This is a genomic window from Amycolatopsis ultiminotia (assembly GCF_039536925.1).
GTDB lineage: Bacteria > Actinomycetota > Actinomycetes > Mycobacteriales > Pseudonocardiaceae > Amycolatopsis > Amycolatopsis ultiminotia.
In genome coordinates this window covers 20,553-41,846 of record NZ_BAAAZN010000024.1, presented here as the reverse complement: position 1 = coordinate 41,846, position 21,294 = coordinate 20,553, and the positions used below count along the sequence as shown (strand labels likewise).

16 protein-coding genes and 1 pseudogene are annotated in these 21,294 nt (G+C 71.4%); 12 read left to right on the top strand and 5 right to left on the bottom strand.

Features of this window, described 5'->3' with window-relative positions; genetic code table 11:
• The first annotated feature begins 57 nt into the window (after positions 1 to 57).
• The 7 genes and pseudogenes from treS (at position 58) to ABD793_RS37115 (ending at position 11,115) form a co-directional block, all read left to right on the top strand.
• Positions 58 to 1,851, top strand: a complete 1,794-nt coding sequence (gene treS, locus ABD793_RS37145; protein ID WP_344868152.1) for a maltose alpha-D-glucosyltransferase — start codon at positions 58 to 60, stop codon at positions 1,849 to 1,851.
• 10 nt (positions 1,852 to 1,861) lie between these two features.
• A complete protein-coding gene (locus tag ABD793_RS37140; RefSeq protein WP_425548835.1) occupies positions 1,862 to 3,238 on the top strand; it encodes a maltokinase N-terminal cap-like domain-containing protein in 1,377 nt (458 codons plus the stop codon).
• A 4-nt stretch (positions 3,239 to 3,242) separates the two neighbouring features.
• Entirely contained in the window at positions 3,243 to 5,477 is a 2,235-nt protein-coding gene (gene glgB / locus ABD793_RS37135; RefSeq protein ID WP_344868149.1) for a 1,4-alpha-glucan branching protein GlgB, read from the top strand.
• A 108-nt stretch (positions 5,478 to 5,585) separates the two neighbouring features.
• Positions 5,586 to 6,407 (top strand): annotated as a pseudogene (locus tag ABD793_RS37130) (glycoside hydrolase family 16 protein); the annotation flags it as partial.
• Between the two features lie 276 nt (positions 6,408 to 6,683).
• The gene (locus ABD793_RS37125; protein ID WP_344868148.1) at positions 6,684 to 7,673 is read left to right on the top strand and encodes an iron-siderophore ABC transporter substrate-binding protein; all 990 of its coding nucleotides are present in this window, start codon (positions 6,684 to 6,686) and stop codon (positions 7,671 to 7,673) included.
• Between the two features lie 8 nt (positions 7,674 to 7,681).
• Entirely contained in the window at positions 7,682 to 9,394 is a 1,713-nt protein-coding gene (locus ABD793_RS37120) for an ABC transporter ATP-binding protein (RefSeq protein ID WP_344868147.1), read from the top strand.
• Positions 9,391 to 11,115: an ABC transporter ATP-binding protein gene (locus tag ABD793_RS37115; protein WP_344868146.1), complete on the top strand. Its 1,725-nt coding sequence runs from the start codon at positions 9,391 to 9,393 to the stop codon at positions 11,113 to 11,115. Before ABD793_RS37120 ends, ABD793_RS37115 begins: the two co-directional genes overlap by 4 nt.
• A gap of 59 nt (positions 11,116 to 11,174) precedes the next feature.
• Here ABD793_RS37115 and ABD793_RS37110 read toward each other — a convergent pair whose 3' ends face one another.
• Entirely contained in the window at positions 11,175 to 11,501 is a 327-nt protein-coding gene (locus tag ABD793_RS37110) for a hypothetical protein (RefSeq protein WP_344868145.1), read from the bottom strand.
• 81 nt (positions 11,502 to 11,582) lie between these two features.
• Between ABD793_RS37110 and ABD793_RS37105 the strand changes: the two genes are divergently transcribed.
• Both ABD793_RS37105 and ABD793_RS37100 read left to right on the top strand, forming a co-directional pair.
• On the top strand, positions 11,583 to 12,923 hold the full coding sequence (locus ABD793_RS37105) for a S1C family serine protease (protein ID WP_344868144.1): 1,341 nt from the start codon (positions 11,583 to 11,585) through the stop codon (positions 12,921 to 12,923).
• Positions 12,924 to 13,518: 595 nt separating this feature from the next.
• Positions 13,519 to 14,628, top strand: coding sequence for a chitinase (locus tag ABD793_RS37100; RefSeq protein WP_344868143.1), 1,110 nt, complete (start codon positions 13,519 to 13,521; stop codon positions 14,626 to 14,628).
• Between the two features lie 3 nt (positions 14,629 to 14,631).
• On the opposite strand, the gene ABD793_RS37095 is transcribed toward ABD793_RS37100, so the two are convergent.
• Entirely contained in the window at positions 14,632 to 15,456 is an 825-nt protein-coding gene (locus tag ABD793_RS37095; protein ID WP_344868142.1) for an oxidoreductase, read from the bottom strand.
• Positions 15,457 to 15,525: 69 nt separating this feature from the next.
• On the opposite strand from ABD793_RS37095, the gene ABD793_RS37090 reads away from it, so the two are divergent.
• Complete coding sequence (locus ABD793_RS37090; RefSeq protein WP_344868140.1) at positions 15,526 to 16,062, top strand: MarR family winged helix-turn-helix transcriptional regulator; 537 nt, start codon at positions 15,526 to 15,528, stop codon at positions 16,060 to 16,062.
• A 3-nt stretch (positions 16,063 to 16,065) separates the two neighbouring features.
• On the opposite strand, the gene ABD793_RS37085 is transcribed toward ABD793_RS37090, so the two are convergent.
• Positions 16,066 to 17,064 carry an aldo/keto reductase gene (locus tag ABD793_RS37085; protein WP_344868139.1) on the bottom strand — a complete coding sequence of 333 codons (999 nt, stop codon included), beginning with the start codon at positions 17,062 to 17,064 and terminating at the stop codon, positions 16,066 to 16,068.
• An 85-nt stretch (positions 17,065 to 17,149) separates the two neighbouring features.
• Between ABD793_RS37085 and ABD793_RS37080 the strand changes: the two genes are divergently transcribed.
• Together ABD793_RS37080 and ABD793_RS37075 are read left to right on the top strand one after the other, a co-directional pair.
• A complete protein-coding gene (locus ABD793_RS37080; RefSeq protein ID WP_344868138.1) occupies positions 17,150 to 17,533 on the top strand; it encodes a MerR family transcriptional regulator in 384 nt (127 codons plus the stop codon).
• Between the two features lie 67 nt (positions 17,534 to 17,600).
• Positions 17,601 to 18,161 (top strand): isochorismatase family protein, encoded by a 561-nt coding sequence (locus ABD793_RS37075; RefSeq protein WP_344868136.1) that lies wholly within the window; start codon positions 17,601 to 17,603, stop codon positions 18,159 to 18,161.
• Between the two features lie 1,352 nt (positions 18,162 to 19,513).
• Here the strand turns inward: ABD793_RS37075 and ABD793_RS37070 are convergent.
• Together ABD793_RS37070 and ABD793_RS37065 are read right to left on the bottom strand one after the other, a co-directional pair.
• Positions 19,514 to 20,434 (bottom strand): alpha/beta hydrolase fold domain-containing protein, encoded by a 921-nt coding sequence (locus ABD793_RS37070; protein WP_344868135.1) that lies wholly within the window; start codon positions 20,432 to 20,434, stop codon positions 19,514 to 19,516.
• A 393-nt stretch (positions 20,435 to 20,827) separates the two neighbouring features.
• Complete coding sequence (locus tag ABD793_RS37065; protein ID WP_344868134.1) at positions 20,828 to 21,103, bottom strand: YggT family protein; 276 nt, start codon at positions 21,101 to 21,103, stop codon at positions 20,828 to 20,830.
• Positions 21,104 to 21,294: the final 191 nt, after the last annotated feature.

Here is a 21,294-nt window from a genome sequence, read left to right as displayed (position 1 = left end):
CCCCGCCGCGGCGGGGACGATCGAACGTACCCGGGTATTCAGGACGAGGTGGAACGGATGGACGAGGAGAGCCGGCCCGACGCCGCGGCAGGCCTGGCGGGCGTGCCGCACACCGGGGAGGCGGTGACCTCGGGCGGCATACTGGTGGAGCCGCAGGCAGGCGACTTCGAGCACGCGCACGCGGCGCCGAAGGACCCGGAGTGGTTCAAGGGCGCGGTGTTCTACGAGGTGCTCGTGCGGGCGTTCACCGATTCCAACGGGGACGGCACCGGGGACCTGCGCGGGCTGGCCGGGCGGCTGGACTATCTCGAATGGCTCGGCGTGGACTGCCTGTGGCTGCCGCCGTTCTACGCCTCGCCGTTGCGCGACGGCGGGTACGACATCAGCGATTTCCGCGCGGTGCTCCCGGAATTCGGCACCGTGGAGGATTTCGTCTACCTGCTGGACGAGGCGCACCGCCGGGGTATCCGGGTGATCACCGATCTGGTGCTGAACCACACCTCCGACCAGCACCCGTGGTTCCAGCAGTCGCGGTCGGATCCGGACGGCCCGTACGGCGACTACTACGTGTGGAGCGACGACGATTCGCGTTACGCCGACGCGCGGATCATCTTCGTCGACACCGAGACCTCGAACTGGACCTACGATCCGGTGCGCGGGCAGTTCTACTGGCACCGGTTCTTCACCCACCAGCCCGATCTCAATTACGAGAACGACGAGGTGGCCGAGGCGATGCTGGACGTGCTGCGGTTCTGGCTCGATCTGGGCATCGACGGGTTCCGGCTGGATGCGGTGCCCTACCTGTACGAACAGGAGGGCACCGACTGCGAGAACCTGCCGCGCACGCACGAGTTCCTGAAACGCTGCCGCAAGGTGGTCGACGACGAGTTCCCTGGCCGGATCCTGCTGGCCGAGGCGAACCAGTGGCCCTCGGACGTGGTGGAGTACTTCGGTGATCCGGCGGCCGGTGGCGACGAATGCCACATGGCGTTCCACTTCCCGTTGATGCCGCGGATCTTCATGGCGGTGCGCCGCGAATCGCGGTTCCCGATCTCGGAGATCCTGCTGCAGACCCCGCAGATCCCGTCCGGTACGCAGTGGGGCATCTTCCTGCGCAACCACGACGAGCTCACGTTGGAGATGGTCACCGACGAAGAGCGCGACTACATGTACTCCGAGTACGCCAAGGACCCGCGGATGAAGGCCAACATCGGCATCCGCCGCCGGCTCGCGCCGCTGCTGGACAACGATCGCAACCAGCAGGAGCTGTTCACCGCGATGCTGCTGTCGCTGCCGGGTTCGCCGGTGCTGTACTACGGTGACGAGATCGGCATGGGCGACAACATCTGGCTGGGCGACCGCGACGCGGTGCGCACCCCGATGCAGTGGACGCCGGACCGCAACGCGGGGTTCTCCTCGTGCGATCCCGGCCGGATCTACCTGCCGGTGATCATGGACCCGGTGTACGGCTACCAGGCGCTCAACGTCGAGGCGCAGACCGACAACGCCTCGTCGCTGCTGAACTGGACCCGCCGGATGATCGAGGTGCGCAAGCAGCACCAGGCCTTCGCACAGGGCGATTTCACCGACCTCGGCGGCTCGAACCCGAGCGTGCTCGCCTACCAGCGCCGGTGGCGCCGTCCGGACGGGCGCGAGGACGTGGTGGTGTGCGTGAACAACCTGTCGCGCTTCCCGCAGCCGGTGGAACTCGACCTGTCCGCGCACCGCGGTGCCACGCCGGTGGAGCTGACCGGCGGGGTGCGGTTCCCGGACATCGGCGAGCTGTCCTACCTGCTCACGTTGCCCGGCCACGGGTTCTACTGGTTCCAGCTGCTCGAGCCGGAAGAATGAGGTGGGTCCCTTGACCGAGCACCGGTCCGTCGAGGCCGAGCTGGCCGCGCTGCTGCCGGGATGGCTGCCGGCGCAGCGCTGGTTCGCGGGCAAGGACCGGCCGGTCGGCGAGGTCCGCCCGGTCGCGCTGACCGTGCTGGTCGAGGGTGATCCGCTGCTGCTGCACGTGGTCGTCGAGGTGGTGCAGGGCGACCGGACCGAGCCGTACCAGCTGCTGGTCGGCAGCCGCTCGCAGCCGCCGGAGATCCCGTCCGCGGCGTGGTTCGGCGAGGGCACCGGCCTGTACGAGGCGAGCGGCGATGCGGACCTCACCGCGGTGCTGCTGGACCGGATCGCGGCGGGCGCGCGGGCCGGTGCGCTGAGGTTCGAACCGGAGCCGGGCGAGGCGCTCACCGGCGGGCTGCGCGCGCGGCCGATCACCGCGGAGCAGAGCAACACCTCACTCGTGTACGGCGGGCAGTACATCCTCAAGCTGTTCCGCAAGCTCAGCCCCGGCACGAACAAGGACCTGCTGGCGCACCGGGCGTTGCAGGCTGCCGGATGCCGGCACGTGGCACGGGTCGTCGGGTCGATCACCGGTGCGCTGGCGGGGGAGCCCGCCACCATCGGGATGCTGCAGGAGTACCTGCCGGACGCGGTGGACGGCTGGGCGATGGCGACCACCAGCGTGCGGGACCTGATGGCCGACGAGGACCGGCATCCGGACGAGGCGGGTGGCGATTTCGCCGGCGAGGCCGAACGGCTGGGCGCCGCGGTCGCCGAGGTGCACGCGGACCTGGCCAGGGCACTCGGCACCGAAGCGGTGGACCGGGCCGAACTGGACCGCACGGTGCAGGCGATGCACGACCGGCTGGATCGGGTCGCCGCGCAGGTGCCGCAGCTGGCCGCGCAGGTGCCCGCGGTGCGGGCGGCGTTCGAGGCCGTCCGGTCCGACGGCACGGCACCGGGGCCGATGCAGTACATCCATGGAGATCTGCACCTCGGCCAGGTGCTGCGCACGGTCGGCGGCTGGCTGCTGCTGGACTTCGAGGGTGAGCCGGCCGCGCCGGTGGCGGAGCGGCACGCGCTGCGGTCGCCGCTTCGTGACGTCGCGGGCATGCTGCGGTCCTTCGACTACGCCGCCCAGCAATTGCTCGTGGGCCGCCCGGGTGAACCGGAGACGGCCACCCGTGCGCTGGAGTGGGCGACGCGCAACCGTGCCGCCTTCTGCGCCGGGTACGCGGGTGCCGACGGTCCGGTCGGCGACCCACTGGCGCACGCGGGTTTGCTGCGTGCCTTCGAACTCGACAAAGCGGTGTACGAGGTCGCCTACGAGCACGCGAACCGGCCGGACTGGCTGGCCGTGCCGCTGGCGGCGATCGCCCGCAGCACCGATGGAGGAGAGTGACCCCGTGAACGCGATTCCCCGGGATCTGCCCGCGGCGGCCCCGTCCCCGCAGGACATCGACCGGCTGCTGGCCGGTTCGCACCACGCCCCGCACTCGGTGCTCGGCGTGCACGCCGGCGAGGAAGGCGTGGTGGTGCGCGCACTGCGTCCGGGTGCGGAGTCGGTCGCCCTGCTCGCCGGCGACCACCGGTACCCGCTGGAGTGCGTGGCCGACGCACTGTTCGCGGCGACGCTGCCCGAGCATCCGGGCGACTACCGGTTCGAGGTCGGCTACCACGGGCAGTCCGTGGTCACCGACGACGACCCGTACCGCTGGCTGCCCACGGTCGGCGAACTGGACCTGCACCTGATCGGTGAGGGCAGGCACGAACGGCTGTGGGACGCCCTCGGTGCGCACGTGCGTGCCTACGACACCCCGAAGGGCACCGTCCGCGGTGTCTCGTTCGCGGTCTGGGCGCCGACCGCCCGCGGCGTGCGGGTGATCGGGGACTTCAACTCGTGGGAGGGCCGCGGGCACCCGATGCGGGCGCTCGGTTCGTCCGGGGTGTGGGAGCTGTTCGTGCCCGGGGTGGCGCCCGGCGCCTGCTACAAGTTCCGGATCCTCGGCGCGGACGGGCAGTGGCACGAGAAGGCCGACCCGATGGCGTTCGCCACCGAGGTGCCGCCCGCGACCGCGTCGAAGGTCACCGAATCCGCCTACACCTGGGCCGACGACGACTGGATCGCCCGGCGCGAGGCGACCGACTGGGCGGACGCGCCGATGAGCGTGTACGAGGTGCACCTCGGCTCGTGGCGACCCGGGCTCGGTTACCGCGAACTGGCCGTCCAGCTCGCCGACTACGTCGAGGAAACCGGCTTCACGCACGTGGAGTTCCTGCCGGTGGCCGAGCATCCGTTCGGCGGGTCCTGGGGGTACCAGGTCACCTCGTACTACGCCCCGACGTCGCGGTTCGGCTCACCGGACGACTTCCGGTACCTGGTGGACGAGCTCCACCGGCGCGGTATCGGCGTGCTGGTCGACTGGGTGCCCGCGCACTTCCCGCGGGACGCATGGGCGCTCGCCCGGTTCGACGGCAGCCCGCTCTACGAGCACGAGGACCCGCGCCGCGGCGAGCAGCCGGACTGGGGCACGCTGGTGTTCAATTTCGGCCGCAACGAGGTGCGCAACTTCCTGGTGGCCAACGCGCTGTACTGGCTGGAGGAATTCCACCTCGACGGCCTGCGCGTGGACGCCGTCGCCTCGATGCTCTACCTGGACTACTCGCGCAACGAGGGGGAGTGGCTGCCGAACGAGTACGGCGGCCGCGAAAACCTCGACGCGGTGCGGTTCCTGCAGGAGCTGAACGCGACCGTCTACAAGCGACACCCGGGCGTGGTGATGGTGGCCGAGGAATCCACCGCATGGCCCGGTGTCACGCGGCCGACGCATCTCGGCGGGCTCGGCTTCGGCTTCAAGTGGAACATGGGCTGGATGCACGACACGCTCCGGTACCTCGGCCACGAACCGATCCACCGGGCCTATCACCACAACGAAATGACCTTCTCGCTCGTGTACGCGTGGACCGAGAACTTCGTGCTGCCGCTGTCGCACGACGAAGTGGTGCACGGCAAGGGTTCGCTGTGGGAGCGGATGCCCGGCGACGACTGGAACAAGGCGGCCGGCCTCCGTGCGCTGCTGGCCTTCATGTGGGCACATCCGGGCAAGCAGCTGCTGTTCATGGGCGGCGAGTTCGGCCAGCCGCGCGAATGGTCGGAGTCCCGGTCGCTGGACTGGCAGCTGCTCGACACCCCGCTGCACCGCGGCGTGCGGGAGCTGACCCGCCAGCTGAACCAGGCCTATCGCGACAGTGCCGCACTGTTCAGCGCGGACGTGCAGTCCGAGGGCTTCCGCTGGATCGACGCGAACGATTCCGGCGGCAATGTGCTGAGCTTCCTGCGCCTCGGCGCGGACGGTTCGCGGCTGGCCTGCGTCGCGAACTTCGCCGGCGTCCCGCACCACGACTATCGGGTGGGCCTGCCGTCCACCGGACGCTGGATCGAGGTGCTCAACACCGACGCGGAGACATTCGGCGGATCGGGCGTCGGCAACCTGGGCGCGGTCGAGGCCACCGAAGAGCCCTGGCACGGGCTTCCGGCGTCGGCGGTGCTGCAGCTGCCGCCGAGCGGGGTGCTGTGGCTGGCCGAGGAGGCCACCGCGGCGGCAGTGCCGACCGGCGGCAGCACGGCGGAAAATATCTGACGTCGCGGCTTGCCGGTGGGTGAGGGCACAGGCATACTTTGTTGTCATCCACAACAAACCCGGGGTGGCGCCGCCAGGCCGCTCCTCGAGTGATGAGGGATGCCGACAATGAAGTCTCCGAAGTCCCCTGCCCGGTGGCGGTTGCTCACGATTCCCGTGCTTGTCTCGGTGGTCGGTGCGGTCGCCTTCGCTCCGTTGGGCACCTCCGCCTCGGCCGCACCGGCGGCCACGTTCTCCGACGATTTCGACGGTGCGGCCGGTGCACCTGCGGACGGCTCGAAGTGGACCTACGAAACCGGCGACAACGGCGGCAACAACCACGAACGGCAGTGGTACACCGACGGTGCGGCGAACGCCGCGCTGGACGGCCAGGGCAACCTGGTGATCACCGCCAAGAAGGAAGACTCCGGCAACACCTGCTGGTACGGCGCGTGTGAGTACACCTCGGCGCGGCTGAACACCTCGGGCAAGTTCGATACCGCGTCCGGCCACATCGAGGCCAGGATGAAGCTGCCGCGCGGACAGGGCATGTGGCCCGCGTTCTGGATGCTCGGCGGCAGCAACTGGCCCGCCGACGGCGAAATCGACGTGATGGAGAACATCGGCAAGGAGCCGAACACCGTGCACGGCACCATCCACGGTCCCGGCTACTCCGGGGAGGGCGGCATCGGTGCCCCGTATGACGGCCCGAACTTCTCCGACGACTTCCACACCTTCGCGGTCGACTGGACGGACAACCAGATCGTCTGGTCGGTCGACGGCAACGCCTACCAGACCCGCACGCCTGCGGACCTGAACGGCAACCAGTGGGTGTACAACCACCCGTTCTTCCTGATCCTCAACCTCGCGGTGGGCGGGGACTGGCCGGGCGACCCGGACGATTCCACGCAGTTCCCGCAGCAGCTCGTGATCGACTACGTGCACGTGAGCTGAGCTCCCCGTCCCCGGGCACGGCCGGGCCGATGCCGGTGCCCGGGGCGCTCCGGCGGAGATTCCCGGCGCGGATCTCCGCGGTCGGCGTCCGGCTCGGCCCGGCGGGCCGGACGGGACTTCCCGGGCTCCCCGCGTGACCCGGCGCCGTCCGGGCCGGGTCTGCGGGCCGGGTCCGGTGGCGCCGGTGGTTCCGGTACGGCCCGACGGGTCGGCCGGTGGGCGTGGTTAGGCTAAGCTAACCACTGCCTGCCGGCTGACCCCGAGGAGTCCCCCATGAGCCTGTCCCGCCGCGGTTTCCTGCTCGGTTCCGCCGGTGCCTCCCTGCTGCTCGCCGGCTGCAGCTCCGGCGGCGGGTCCGCGACGGACCGGACGGCGGCACCCGGGTTCCCGGTCACCGTGCCGGGCGAACTGGGCAGCACCACGGTCACCTCGCCGCCGCGGCGCGTGGTGGCGGCCGGATACCTGCGCGACACCGATCTGGCGCTCGCGCTCGGCGCGGACCTCGTGCTGTCGGTGCGGAACCAGTCGTTCGCGAGCGGGCTCGCGCCATGGGCGAAGCTGGGCTCCGGCACGGAGGCCGCCTACGCCGCCGACAGCGGGTTGCCGCTGGAGAAGATCGCCGCGGTGAAGCCGGACCTGATCCTCGCTTCGGACGACTACAGCCTGAAAGACGACCTGGCGAAGCTGAGCAAGATCGCGCCCACCCTCGGGTACCGGGCAGGGGTCGGCAAGGACGGCTGGCCGGAGATGGCCCAGCGGGCGGGCCAGGTGCTCGGCAAGAGTGACCAGGCGGCCGCCCTGGTCAAGCAGGTGAAGGACAAGATCGAGAGCGTCCGCACGGCACATCCGGACTTCGCCGGGAAGACGTTCACCTTCGGCCCGGTCTCGACCAACAGCGTCTACACCATCAACAGCACCGCGGACGCCGCCGCGACCTTCTTCTCCCAGCTGGGGCTGAAACTCTCGCCGAAGGTCACCTCGCTGCCCGCGTCGAGCACGCCGGGGCGCGCGGAGATCTCACCGGAGCGGCTCGATCTGCTCGACGCCGACGTGATCATCATCAGCTACGACAGCCAGGCCTCGCGCACCGCGTTCGAGGCGAACCCGCTCTTCCGCGCGCTGCCCGCAGTGCAACGCGGTGCGTACCTGCCACTGGACCAGAGCATCGGGATCGCGATGGCGTTCCCGTCCGTGCTGAGCATTCCGTACGCGCTCGACGAGGTGGCACCCAAACTGGCGGCCGCGCTCAAGAGCGGGGCATGATCGGCGGCGTGTCCGCTGTTTCCGAGCTGGAACGCCCGGTCCGTGGCCGGATCGCCGTCGCGGCGGTGTTCCAGGCGCTCGCCGCGGCGCTGTCGGTCGTCCCGATGGTGGCGGTGGTCGAGATCGGCCGCAGGCTGCTGGCCGGGCGTACCGACGGGGTGTGGCCGATCGCCTGGTTCGCGGTCGGGCTGCTCGCCCTGCGGATCGTGCTCTACCTGGTCGCCGGACTGGTCGGGCACCTCGCGGACGCGGATCTGGCGATCGCGCTGCGCCGTCGCCTCGCCGGGCACCTCGCGGTGCTGCCGCTGAGCTGGTTCGCCGGCGGGGTGTCCGCGAAGGTCCGCGCCACCGTGCAGGACGACGTGTCCGCGCTGCACCACGCCATCGCGCACGCCAAGGAGGAGATGGCGGCCGCGGTGACCGGTCCGGCGGTGATCGCGCTGTATCTGTTCGCGACGGACTGGCGGCTGGCGCTGCTGACCGTCGCGGTCGTGGCCGCGGCACAGGGGGTGCGGATGCGCCTGGCGCGCCGGGCCGCGGAACCGGTTCGGCGGATCTCCGCGGCGTCGGTGGAACTGTCCGCGGCCTCGGTCGAACTGGTGCAGGGGATCGCGGTGGTGAAGGCGTTCGGCGGGGCCGGGGTGCCCCGCCGGTTCGGGGCCGCCGCCGACGAACTCGTCCGGGCCGGAGACGAGGCCCAGCGCGGTTTTCTGGTGCAGCGCAGTATCACCAGGGCGACGGTCGCACCTGCCACGATCCTGCTGCTGGTCACCGGCTGCGGGGTCGGGTTCACCGCGGCGGGCTGGACCCGGCCGATCGACGTGGTCGCGTTCGCGTTGCTGGGCCTGGGATTGTTCGAGCAGCTCACGCCGATCTACTCGGCACGGGACCAGCGCCGGACCGCGGCGGCCGCTGCGGAACGGGTCGGTGCGCTGCTGGCCGAGCCCGCCGAGGCGGTGGCGGAGGAACCGGAATCGCTGCCGTCCGGTCCGCCGGACGTGCAGCTCGCCGGTGTGCGGTTCGGGTATCCGGGCGGGCCGGAGGTGCTGCACGGCGTGGACGCGGTGCTCGAACCGGGCACGGTGACCGCGCTCGTCGGCCCGTCCGGTGCCGGGAAGTCGACGCTCGGCCTGCTGCTGGCCCGGTTCCACGACGTGACCGGCGGCGCGATCCGGCTCGGCGGGCACGACATCCGGCGGCTGTCGCGGGCGGAGCTGTACCGGCACGTGGGCTTCATCTTCCAGGACGTGACCCTGCTGCGGACCTCGATCCGCGACAACATCGCACTGCCCGATCCGGAGGCAGGCGACGAGGCGGTGTTCGCCGCCGCGAAGGCCGCCGCGATCCACGACCGGATCCTCGCGCTCCCGCGTGGCTACGACTCGGTGGTGGGGGAGGACGCGGTGCTCTCCGGCGGTGAGGCCCAGCGGGTGAGCATCGCGCGCACGCTGCTCGCGGACACCCCGATCCTGGTGCTCGACGAGGCGACCGCGTTCGCCGACCCGGAGTCCGAGGCCGCGGTGCAGGACGGGCTCGCTGCGCTCACCGGCGGCCGTACGGTACTGGTGATCGCGCACCGGCTGCGCACGATCGCCGAGGCGGACCAGATCCTGGTGCTCGACGACGGCAGGGTGGCCGAACGCGGACGGCACGAGCAGCTGCTGGCACACGAGGGCCGTTATGCCCGGATGTGGCGGGCCCAGCACGGAGGTGTGCGGTGATCGGTTTGCTGTTGCGCCTCGTCGGCCGCGCGCACCGGCTGCTGTTCGTGCGGTTCGTCGTGTCCACTGTGGTCTATTCGCTCGCCGAGGGTGCGGCGTTCGGGCTCCTCGTGCCGTTGCTGAGCGATCTGCTCGGCGGGCGCACGGCGGACGCCGCGTGGTGGCTGTTCCCGCTTGCCGGTGCCGTGGTGATCGGCTGGTTTGCCCACTACGACAAGGAAAGCCGGGCGCTCGAGCTGACCTCGGCGTGGCGGCGGACGCTGTATGACCGGCTGGGCGCGCACGTCGTCCGGCTGCCGCTCGGCTGGTTCACCGGCACCAGGACCGCGGACCTGCAGCAGGTTCTCGGCAGCGGGATCCCGACCGCGGTGCGGACGGTCGGGCTGGTGCAGGCACTCGTCGGCGTGGTGCTCACCCCGGCCACGATCTTCGTGGTGCTGCTGGTGACGGACTGGCGGGTCGCGCTCGCGGTGCTGGTGACCGTTCCGGTCGTGCTGCTGGCCTTCGTGGTCGCCGGCCGGCTGACTGCGCGCACGGAAGCCGCGCACCACGCGGCGTCGGCCGATGCCGGAGCCCGGCTGGTGGAGTTCGCCGGTGCCCAGCCGGTGCTGCGGGCCAACGGCCGCTCCCGTGGCGGTCGTGCGCTGCTGGACGACGCGCTGGAGGGGCAGTACCGCGCCGCGCGGCGGGCGGTGCTCGGCGCGCTGCCGGGGGAGAACCTGGGGCAGCTCGCGATCCAGCTCGCCTTCACCACCGTGGTCGTGGTCGGGTTGCTGCTGGCCACCGGTGGCTCGGTGCCGCCCGCGCGGATCGTCGCGATCCTGGTCCTGGGCCTGCATTTCCTGCAGCCGTTCGCGGTCGTCGCCGGGGTGGCGAACTCGGTGCGCAGCTGCCGCGCCGCGCTCGAACGCATCGACGCGGTGCTGCGCACGCCGCCGTTGCCCGAACCCGCCTCGCCGGCGCCGGTGTCGGACGCTTCGGTGGAGCTGCGCGACGTCCGGTTCGGCTACGACGGCGCCCCGGTGCTGGACGGGTTCTCGCTGCGGGTCCCGGCCGGCTCGACCACGGCACTGGTCGGACCGTCGGGCGCAGGGAAGACGACCGTGACGAAGCTCGTCGCAAGGTTCTTCGACGCGGAGGCGGGCACGGTACTGGTCGGCGGCAGCGACGTCCGGCAGGTGCCCACCCCGGCGCTGATGGACGCGGTTTCCCTGGTGTTCCAGGACGTGCACCTCTTCGACGGCACGATCGAGGACAACATCCGGCTCGGCCGCCAGGATGCGACCCGCGAGCAGGTGCTCGACGCCGCGCGCCGCGCCCAGGTGGAGCCGATCGCGCAGCGGCTGCCGGACGGCTGGGATTCCCGCGTCGGCGAGGGCGGCCGGCTGCTCTCCGGCGGGGAGCGGCAGCGCGTCGCCATCGCGCGCACGCTGCTGAAGGACACCCCGATCGTCCTGCTGGACGAGGCGACCTCCGCGCTGGACGCGGAGAACGAGGTGGCGATCCACCGGGCACTCGCGGAACTGGCCCGCGGCCGCACCCTGCTCGTCATCGCGCACCGGCTGTCCACCATCACCCACGCCGACCGGATCGCGGTGCTGGACGGGGGCCGTGTGGTGGAGCAGGGCCGGCACCGGGAACTGCTCGCGGCAGGCGGCCGCTACGCCGCGCTGTGGGCAGACCACGAACGGTCGCGCGGCTGGCGCCTCACCAGCGGCTGACCTGCCGGTTCCAGCTGTTTTGCCCGTTTTTCCGGGATGCTCGCCCGGCTCCACAGCATTCACTTGGACCACGACCAGGAAACTCTCAGGTAGAGGGTGTGTGCTGGGGCAGGCGAAGGCCACGAGCGATGCTGGAGCGGCAGATGAACGAGCAGGAACCGAACCCGGGCCGGGATCCGCAGGGCTACCCCCCGTACGGCGGGTACGACGCGCAAGGCAGTCCGTGGGCCGCGCAGCCGGGCGCAGGGCACCCCGGCATCGGACAGCCGGGCGCCGGGCAGCCCGGCGTTGGACAGCCGGGTGCCGGGCAGCCGGGGTTCGGGCAGCCCGGGGCCGGACAGCCGGGATTCGGGCACGCCGGCGTTGGACAGCCCGGTGCGGCTCACCCGGGAGCCGCCTACCCGGGGTGGGGGCCGTATCCGACTCAGCAGTTCCCGCAGCCGCCGCGTGCCCGGCGTGCTCACCCCGTGCGTTCGGCGGCGATCGCGGTGGGCGCGATCGGATTGTCCGTCGTGGTGGGGCTCGGCGTCGGGCATTACGTGTGGCAGCCGCACAGTGCGTCCGGGAACCAGGACTTCGGCTCGGTGGGCACGCCCGGTGGCGCGTCGAACACCTCGCTCGATCCGAACGCGATCGCGGGCAAGGTGAATCCGGGGATCGTGGACGTGAACACCGAACTCGGCTACCAGGGCGCGGCCGCGGCAGGCACCGGGATCGTGCTCACCGCGGACGGTGAAGTGCTCACCAACAACCACGTGGTCGAGGGCGCGACCAGCATCAAGGTCACCGATATCGGGAACGGCCGCAGCTACACCGCGTCGGTGACCGGTTACGACCGCAGTCACGACATCGCGGTGCTCAAGCTGGCCGGCGCGTCCGGGCTGGCCACCGAGAAACTGGGCGACTCGTCCAAGGTCACGGTCGGCGACGCCGTCGTGGGCATCGGCAACGCCGGCGGCACGGGCGGGGAGCCCGCCGTCGCCGCGGGCCGGGTGCGTGCGCTGAACCAGTCGATCACCGCGTCCGACGAGTCCAGCGGTTCGTCCGAGAAACTGACCGGCCTGATCCAGGTCGACGCGAACATCCAGTCCGGCGATTCCGGCGGTCCGCTGGCCAACGCGAACGGCGAGGTGGTCGGCGTCGACACGGCCGCGTCGGCGGGCTACCAGTTCAACGGCGGCGGCCGTCGCGGCTCCGGCCAAGGCGGCCTCGGCCAGGGCGACGGTGGATTCGGCCAGGGCCAGGGCGGTCTCGGCGAAGGTGACGGCGGGTTCGGCCAGGGCCAGGGCGGTCTCGGCGAGGGCGACGGTGGATTCGGCCAGGGCCAAGGCGGGAGCGGCCAAGACGGCTCCGGTCAGGACGGGAGCGGCCAGAACGGGAGCGGCCGGAACGGCTCGTCCGGCCAGCAGGGTTTTGCGATCCCGATCAACCAGGCGATCTCGATCGCGCACCAGATCGTCGGCGGCACTGCGTCCGACACCGTGCACATCGGACAGAGCGCGTTCCTCGGCGTGACGGTGTCCGACGGTGGCGGCCAGCAGGGCCAGGGCGCCCCCGGCGGAACCGGTACGACCGGCCAGGGCGCGGCCATCCAGGACCTGGTGTCCGGCGGCCCGGCCGCGAAGGCAGGCCTCACCGCAGGTGACGTGATCACCGCACTGGACGGCAAGGCAGTGGACTCGGCCACGACTCTCACCACCCTGATGGACCAGCACCACCCCGGCGACAAGCTCACCCTGACCGTCGTATCCGCCACCGGCGGACAACACGACGTCACCGTGACCCCGGTCCAAGGCCCGGTGGGCTGAGCCCACCGGCCGACCACCCCCGAAGAGCGGCCCCCGGCCAGGGACCGCCCTTCGGGGGCACGGCTTCCGGCCAGACCGGCGGAGACCCAGCCACCCCGGCCCGTGCCCCGGCTGCTCGGCCTGTCCTCGGCATCTTGATCTGCCCTGGCTGTTCGGCTCGCTTCGGCATCTTGATCCGCTCCGGCCGCTCGGCCCGCCTCCGGGAACCCGACTCGCCCCGGCAACCCCTGACTGCGCCCGGCAACCTTGCCGGTGCCTGACAATCGGGTGCCCGCTGGCCGACCTCTCGTGGACGGAGCGTGCCGGTGCCGGCTGGGCGCCTCGGAACGCGCCCAACGATTCGGATCGCCTGGGCGGCCCCGCGCACCCCGGCACCCCGGAACACGTCCGGTACCCCGGACCACGGCCTGCGGACCCAACTCCCCGACCACCGTCCCGTTCATCGGGCCGGGCAGCCGGTTCACCGGACCCGCTCGCCGGACCGGCACCCCGCTCGCCCGAGTTCGCCCGGTTGCCGCACCCTACGGAAGTGGTCTGGACAAATTGCCGAGTGGTCCAGACAATAAGAGCCTCCCCACCGACACCGGAGGTCGCGATGAGGCGTTCCCGACTGTGTGTGCTGATGGCCGTGCTGGCCCTGGTGGCCGGAGGGTTCCTCGCCGGCGCCGGATCCGCGGGCGCGGCCGAGCTGCCCAAGCACTCCCTGATCGGCTACCTGCACGCGAGTTTCGCGAACGGTGCCGGTTACCTGAAGCTCGCCGACGTGCCGGACGACTGGGACATCATCGACCTCGCCTTCGCGGAGCCGACCTCGCCGACCTCCGGCGACGTCCGGTTCACCCGGTGCCCGGAGTCGGAATGCGCCGGGGTGGAAAGCGACGCCGACTTCATCGCCGCGATCCGGGCGAAGCAGGCGCAGGGCAAGAAGGTGCTGATCTCCATCGGCGGGGCCAACGGCCAGGTCCAGCTCACCACCACCGCCGCACGGGATGCGTTCGTCAGCTCCGTCTCGGCGATCATCGACAAGTACGGTCTCGACGGTCTCGACGTCGATTTCGAAGGCCATTCGCTGTCCCTCGACTCCGGCGACACCGACTTCCACAAGCCGACCACACCGGTCGTGGTGAACCTGATTTCCGCGCTCACGTCGCTGAAAGACCACTACGGCGACAAATTCGTGCTCACGATGGCGCCGGAGACGTTCTTCGTCCAGGTCGGCCACCAGTTCTACGGCGGATCGGGTGGCGGGGACGCCCGTACCGGCGCGTACCTCCCGGTGATCTACGCACTGCGCGACGCGCTGACCGTACTGCACGTCCAGGACTACAACTCCGGCCCGGTGATGGGCCTCGACGATCAGTACCACACCATGGGCGGCGCCGACTTCCACATCGCGATGACCGACATGCTCAAGGCCGGTTTCAGCGTCGCGGACACCGGCCAGACGTTCCCCGGGCTGCGTGACGACCAGATCGCGGTCGGCGTCCCGGCGACCGGCGAAGCGGGCAACGGCTACACCCCGCCCGCCGACGTGCAGACCGCGCTGAGCTGCCTGGCCAAGGGCACCGACTGCGGCAGCTACAGTCTGCGCGGCGGCCCGATCGCCGGCCTGCGCGGCCTGATGGCCTGGTCGATCAACTGGGACAACTTCTCCGGCTGGGCCTTCCAGAACGCGCACCGTCCGTTTCTGGACGCACTGCCCTGACGCTCACGCCGGGTAGCGGGTGTCGGTCGAGACCGCCTCCCACGCGGCGAGGTCGGCCAGTTGCTGTTCCAGCTTCGCCCGGATCCGGTCGACCGCCTCGGGGCCGAGCGGCAGCCGCAGTGGTGCGTCCGGGGTGTCCACGAGCTTGACGATCGCCTCGGCCGCGCGCACCGGATCGTTGGGCTGGTTGCCGTTCTGTGCGGAGAAACGCTCGCGCAGCAGGCCCGCCGGGGTGTCCCGGTAGTCGTCGATGGGGTCGGCGAAGGTCATCGACCGCCCGGCGAAATCGGTGCGGAACGGCCCGGGTTCCACGATGCTCACCCGGATGCCGAGCGGGGCCACCTCGCCTGCCAGCGCCTCGGACATGCCCTCCAGCGCGAACTTCGACGTCGCGTACAGCGCGTGTCCCGGGTTGCCGACCACGCCGCCGACCGAGGAGAGCTGCACGATGTGCCCGCTTCGCTGCGCGCGCAGGTGCGGCAGCACCGCGCGGGTCACCGCGAGTACCCCGAACACATTGGTCTCCAGCACGCGCCGGGTCTGCTCGTCCGACAGTTCCTCGAGCGCGCCGAGCAGACCGTGGCCGGCGTTGTTGACCAGTACGTCGATCCGTCCGTACTCGGCGATCGCGGCGGCCACTGCGGTGCGCACGGATTCCGGGTCGGTGACGTCGAGCCTCGCCACGAACGCGCGTCCGGCGAGATCGGCGAGCGTGGTGGTGTCCCGCGCGGTCGCCACCACGCGTTCCCCTTGCGTGAGCAGGGTTTCCGCGAGCACGCGGCCGAAGCCGGTGCTCGAACCGGTGATGAACCAGACGCGATCGGACACGCGGGACCTCCTCGGACCAGGTATCTTGATACTCAAGGAAATATACCTTGAATATCAAGGGAGTGTCCAGTGGAGCAGGACTCGGTCGGTGCCGGGCTCGCCGCGTGGTTGCGCGTGATGCCCGGTGGCGTGGACCCCGACGTCGAGGCAGCGCGACAGCGGATCGGGCGGCTGTCACGGCAGTTCGAACAGCTGCTGCGGCGGGTCGCAGCGGACTACGGCTGCACCGCAGGCGACTGGCAGGCGCTGTCGGCGCTGCAGCGCTCCGGACCGGCCGCAGTGCTCACCCCGAAGGAACTGGGCGACCTGCTCGGCGTCACGTCCGGCACGGTGAGCGTCCGGATCGACCGGCTCGCGAGGGCAGGCCTGATCGAGCGGGTCTCCGCCGCGGACGGTCGCAGCAGGCCGGTCCGGCTGACGCGCAAGGGCCGGGCCCGCTGGGCCGCGGCGACGAAGAAGCGCACCGAAGACGAGCAGGCGTTGTTCACCGCCGCGTTCGACTCCGGCCGGATGACCGAGCTGAACGGGTTGCTGGCGGAGCTGCTCGCCCGGTTCGAGGCGGAGCTGGGGCCCTCGGCACCGCTGGACACCCTCGGTGAAGAGTGATCCTCAGAACCGGGGTCGCAGCCACTCGATCATTTTGTGCGGGAACGGCAGCGTCGTCCGGCCGGCCGCGGTGAGCCGGTCGAGGAGGTCCTGCGGCACATCCAGCGTGAGCGCGCCGAGTGTTTCGCGCAGCTGCTCCGGTGAACGCGCACCCACGATCGGGCTCACGACGCCCGGCCGGCGCAGGACCCAGTGCAGCGCGAGCTGCGCGGGCGTCGTGTCGATCTTCCCGGCGACCTCCCGGAGCACGTCGAGCACGTCCCAGCGGTACGCGGAGTGCTCGGTACCGGTGAGCCGGCCCTCGGCGGAGCCGGTGCGGGTGTACTTGCCGGTGAGGAAGCCGCCGGCCAGCGGGCTCCACGGTTGCACCGCGATCCCGAATTCCACGGCGAGCGGGACGTATTCGTTCTCGATCACGCGTTCCACGAGCGAGTATTCCAGCTGCAGCGAGGTGATCGGCGGGCCGCCGAGCATGGCCGCCTTGGTCGCATACCACGCAGGTACGTCGCTCAGCCCGACCGCGCGCACCTTGCCCGCGCGCACCAGGTCGTCGAACGCCGCGACGACCTCCTCGGCCGGGGTGAAGCCGTCCCAGATGTGCAGCCAGTACAGGTCGACGTGGTCGACGCCGAGGCGCCGCAGCGACCGTTCCAGCGACGCGATCATGTTCTTGCGGCCGTTGCTGCGGTTCGGGAGGTCGCGGACCTCGTCACCGCCGGCATCGACGCGTGGTCCGGAATACTTGGTGGCGAGCACGACGCGGTCGCGGTCGGGCAGTTCGCGCAGGAACTCGCCGACCAGTTCCTCGCTGCGGCCGTCGCTGTAGTTGTTCGCGGTGTCGACGAAGTTGCCGCCTGCTTCGAAGTAGCTCCGGAACACCTCGCGCGAGGTGTCGTCGTCGGAACACAGCCCGAAGGTGCCGAAGGTCATCGCGCCCAGCGTGATCGGGGATACCCAGAGGCCGGAGCGGCCCAGCGGCCGCAGTTCGCTCAAGTCCGTCATGATGACGAGTCAACTACCCGGAGCGCGCTCCGGGTCAAGACCCGGACCTTGACCCGGAGCACGCTCCAGGTGCGATTCTGGACGGGTGGATTCCTACTCACCGGCCGAGGTCACCGCCCGGACCGGGTTCAGCATCGACACCATCCGCTACTACGAGCGCATCGGGCTGCTGCACGAGGTCGGCCGGACCGCCGGCGGCCGTCGCCGGTTCACCGACGAAGACCTGCAGTTCCTGCAGCTGTTGCGGTGTCTGCGCGACACCGACATGCCCATCGCGGACATGCTCCGCTTCGTCGGCCTGCTGCGCGCCGGCGAGCACACCTCGGCAGAGCGCCTTGCGGTGTTGCTCGAGCACGAAAAGCGCGTGACCGAGCAGATCGAACGGCTGCACGGGCACCAGGAACACATCCGGATGAAGATCGCGCACTACCGTGGCGCGGTCGAACAGCAGGATCTCGCGACGGTCTGACCGCGGTCCCCGGGTTTTGTCGGGGGTGCGGGCTAGCGTGGACGCCACCTGACTGAGGGGAGGCGTGATGACCACGCTGGAAAACCGGCCGAACACCGCACTGCTGGTCGTGGATGTGCAAAAGGGCGTCATGGCGGAGGCACACGAGGCGGACGCCGTGGTGGCGAACGTGGGTGCGCTCGTGGAGAAGGCCCGGCGGGCCGGGGTGCCCGTGGTGTGGGTACAGCATGCGGACGAGGACATGCCGAAGGGCAGCGACGCGTGGGAGTACGTTCCCGAGCTGCCCAGGGCGGGCGAGGAACCGTTGGTGGAGAAGGCTTACGGGGATTCGTTCGAGGACACCACGCTGGAGCCGGTACTGGCCGGACTGGGCGTGGGCCGCGTGGTGGTGAGCGGTGCGCAGACGGACGCCTGCATCCGCTCGACCCTGCACGGCGCACTGACCCGCGGCTACGACACGACCCTGGTGAGCGACGCACACACCACCGAAGACCTCACCAGGTGGGGCGCCCCGCCACCGGCCCAGGTCATCGCCCACACGAACCTGTACTGGACGCACCAAAGCGCCCCAGGCCGCACCGCAGGCACGGTGACCACCGAGGAACTGGAGTTCACCACGGCACAGTGAACCGGCCCCAGGTGGCGGTGGTTGCGCGAGCCGGGTCTTGCGGGGCGACCGGGTGGCCGGCGGCAGAGTGCTGGCCGGACGGCCGCTGGGCGGGGGCGCGACCGGGGCGAGCGGAGTGCTGGCGAGGGCGACCGTCGAGCCGGTGCGGCGGCCGGGTGACGGTGGCCGCCGGGGCAGGGCGACTCGGTGTGGATGGCCGCCGGGCCAGGCCGGTGCCGGGCGAGGGTGGCGACTGGTGAGTGCGGGTGGCGGCCGCGGTGAGGGGTGTGCTCGCGAGGGTGTAGCTGGGTGAGGGTGGTGACCGGGTCGGGTGGCCGCTGGGTGGGGTCGCGGCCGCGGTGAGCGGAGTGCTGGCGAGGGCGACCGTCGAGCCGGTGCGGCGGACCGGTGACGGTGGCCGCCGGGGCAGCGCGGCGACCGGACGGAGTGGCGACCACCGGGCTAGGGCGCGGCTGGGCAGGAGTGGTGACTGGGCGGGGCAGCGACCGAATATGGGCCGAGCGTAATCGTGGAGGCAGTGTGGCGGCCGGGTGCAAGTGACCACCGGGCAACGGTGGCCGCCGGGCGAGGGTGTTGCTAGGCCGAGGGTGGTGCCGGGCGTGGGCGTTGCCGGGGCCGGGTGGCGTGCTGGGCGAGGGCAGCGACTGGGTGAGGGGTGCTGCCGGGCGACGGTGCTGCCGGGTGTGGGCGGTGACCGGGCCGGGTGGGCCGTCGGGTGCGGGTGGCTGCTGAGCCGGGTGGCCGGTCGTGTGCGCGTCCTGGGTACGGGACTGCTCGCTTGCGGGCGGCGTGGTTGGGTGCTGGCTGACGAAGGCCGGTGTTGGTGCACTTTCCTAGTCTGGGCGGGCAGCGCGCTGGGCCGGTGCGGTCGGGACGTCTGTCGGCGAGGTGCGGTGGGCTCCGCTGACTGACGCCTGGGCTCCGCGGTGGGAGCGCGGCTTTTCGGCTGCGGGGCGTTGCGGTTCGGTCGGTGGGTTGTTGGGCTCGGCGATGGTCCGCGGTGGCTCGGCTGGTGGGTGTCCGGGCACGGCGGTGGGGCTGTGCCGCGCTGGGCCGGTGGGTGTCCGGGCGCGGCCGTGACGTGTGGCGGGCTTGGTTGGTGGGTGTCCGGGTCTGGTGGTGGCGGTTCGGCGGTGGGGTGCGGGGAGGCGGTTGCGAGCTGTGGCGGGGCGCCGGCGGTCGTTGCGGGGTGGCTTGAGTGGGGTTGGTGCGGTGGTGGCGGCGGGCGGGCTGTGTCGTCGCGTTCCGGGTGGGTGGCCGGCTTGTCGTTCGTTGCGGTTCGCGTGGGTCGGGTGGTTTCGGGCTTGGTGGGGGAACGTCCGGGGGCGGCGGTTCCGGCGTGGTGCCACCGGTCACGGGTGTGCGGTGCGGGGCCGGCCGGGGTGGTTGCTCAGGTGTTCGTGCAGGAAGGCGATTCCGGTCGCCGTCATGGCGGCTCGGGTCGGGTTGCCGTAGGTGTGGCCGACATCGGGGAGCCAGCGGAAGTCGGCGTCCGCTCCGGCGCGCCAGTAGGCGGCGACCAGTGCTTCGCTCTGTGCGAGCGGCACGTTGGTGTCGGCCGTGCCGTGGGTGACCAGGAGCGGGGCCGCCGACGCGCTCACGTGGGTGAGCGGGCTCGCCGCCGCGGCGAGCGCCGGGTTCCCGGCGGGCGAGTCGCCGAGCAGCCAGGCGTGCGGGTCTTCGCCGGTGGCGTGGAAGGGAGACCCCGGCGGAGGCGGCGGCAGGCGCGTGAAGTCCGACGGCGGGCTCCACGCCACGGCCGCCTGCACCGTGCTGTCCGGCCCGGTCACGCCCACGTCTCCTTCGAGATCGTCGCGGCCACCGGTCACCGCGAGCATCGCCGCGAGGTGCCCGCCGGCGGCGTGGCCCCATGCGGCGAACCGCTCGGGGTCCAGTGCCAGGGTGGCGCTGTGGTGCCGGAGCCAGCGCACTGCCGCCTTCACGTCGTGCAGCTGCGCCGGGTACACCGCTTCACGGCTGTGTCTGAAGTGGACTTTCGCCACCGCGAACCCGGCTTCCCGCAACTGCTGCGTGAGGTACCGGCCCAGCGGCGCGTGCTTCGGCGAGCCGACCGCGAACGCCCCGCCGTGCACGAACGCGACCACCGGCCAGCCCCGATCCGGCGCGGGCTCGTCCGGCACGACCAGGTCGAGCAGCAACGGGCGGTACCCGAGCAGCGGTGCCACCACCGCGTCCCGGTACAGCACGCCACCCGATCCCCGTTCGGGTTCGGGCGGTGCGATCTGGGGGAGAACCGGCAGTACGTGCGTCACGCCGCGACTATCGCCCTGCCGCGCCCAGGCCGGAAAGCCGTACCACGAAGCGGGACGAGCCCGGCATCCCGGACGCATCCGGCCACTACGAACGGTCGTTTTGTTCAGCTGGTCGACGATGCACGGTTCCGTCCCGGCGGCTCGGCCGGCCGATGGCCCGGTGGTCAACGGCCCGGCCCGCGTCCCGGCGGAGTGCGTCAGCCGGGCACGCGTCGGCGGTGGGAAAGCGTGCCACGACAGCTTGCTTCGGCGAGTCCGCGCGGCTGCCCTGCCGTTCCCACCGTGCGGTCCTGTTTCGGGCTCAGCGCGAACCCACCGGGCAGACTGTTGCTGCACTTGTGACCGATGTGCGGCTCGGACGGGCACTCACCGGGTTCCCGCAGCTCCTGGTGGTCAGAGTGCGAACGCGATCGTCCGCACGATCAGGGCGGCGACGAACACCGCGGTGAATGCCAGGTCGATGGATACTCCGCCGGTTCGTACCGGTCGCAGTACCCGGCGTACCGGGGCGATCACCGGCTCGGTGGCGCGGTGGCTGAGCTGGCGCGCCTGGCCCAGCCAGGCGGGCCCGGTGCTGACCAGCCGGGTCCAGTCCAGCACCATCCGGACCACCAGCACCAGGATGAACAGGGTCAGCACCCACCCGATCAGGGTTCCGATCAGGCTCATGACACACCTCGTCGTCCCCGGGAACCGTTCCCGTCATCCGGTTCAACGTCCGGCACCGCCGTACAGTGTCCCGTTTGCCCGGGTTCTCAGGGACTTATCAGCCGGCAACGGTGGCCACCGGCTGCCGCACCCGGGTCCGAAGGGGAACAGCCCAGCCGGATCGAGCTCACCGGGCTGCGCGCAGCCCCGGT

What these genes read in the sequence shown, in the direction of transcription:
- ABD793_RS37085 (WP_344868139.1), bottom strand. Translation starts at nt 17,064, where the DNA reads ATGACGGACTTGAGCGAACTGCGGCCGCTGGGCCGCTCCGGCCTCTGG.
- treS (WP_344868152.1), top strand. Translation starts at nt 58, where the DNA reads ATGGACGAGGAGAGCCGGCCCGACGCCGCGGCAGGCCTGGCGGGCGTG.
- ABD793_RS37075 (WP_344868136.1), top strand. Translation starts at nt 17,601, where the DNA reads ATGACCACGCTGGAAAACCGGCCGAACACCGCACTGCTGGTCGTGGAT.
- ABD793_RS37125 (WP_344868148.1), top strand. Translation starts at nt 6,684, where the DNA reads ATGAGCCTGTCCCGCCGCGGTTTCCTGCTCGGTTCCGCCGGTGCCTCC.
- ABD793_RS37065 (WP_344868134.1), bottom strand. Translation starts at nt 21,103, where the DNA reads ATGAGCCTGATCGGAACCCTGATCGGGTGGGTGCTGACCCTGTTCATC.
- ABD793_RS37100 (WP_344868143.1), top strand. Translation starts at nt 13,519, where the DNA reads ATGAGGCGTTCCCGACTGTGTGTGCTGATGGCCGTGCTGGCCCTGGTG.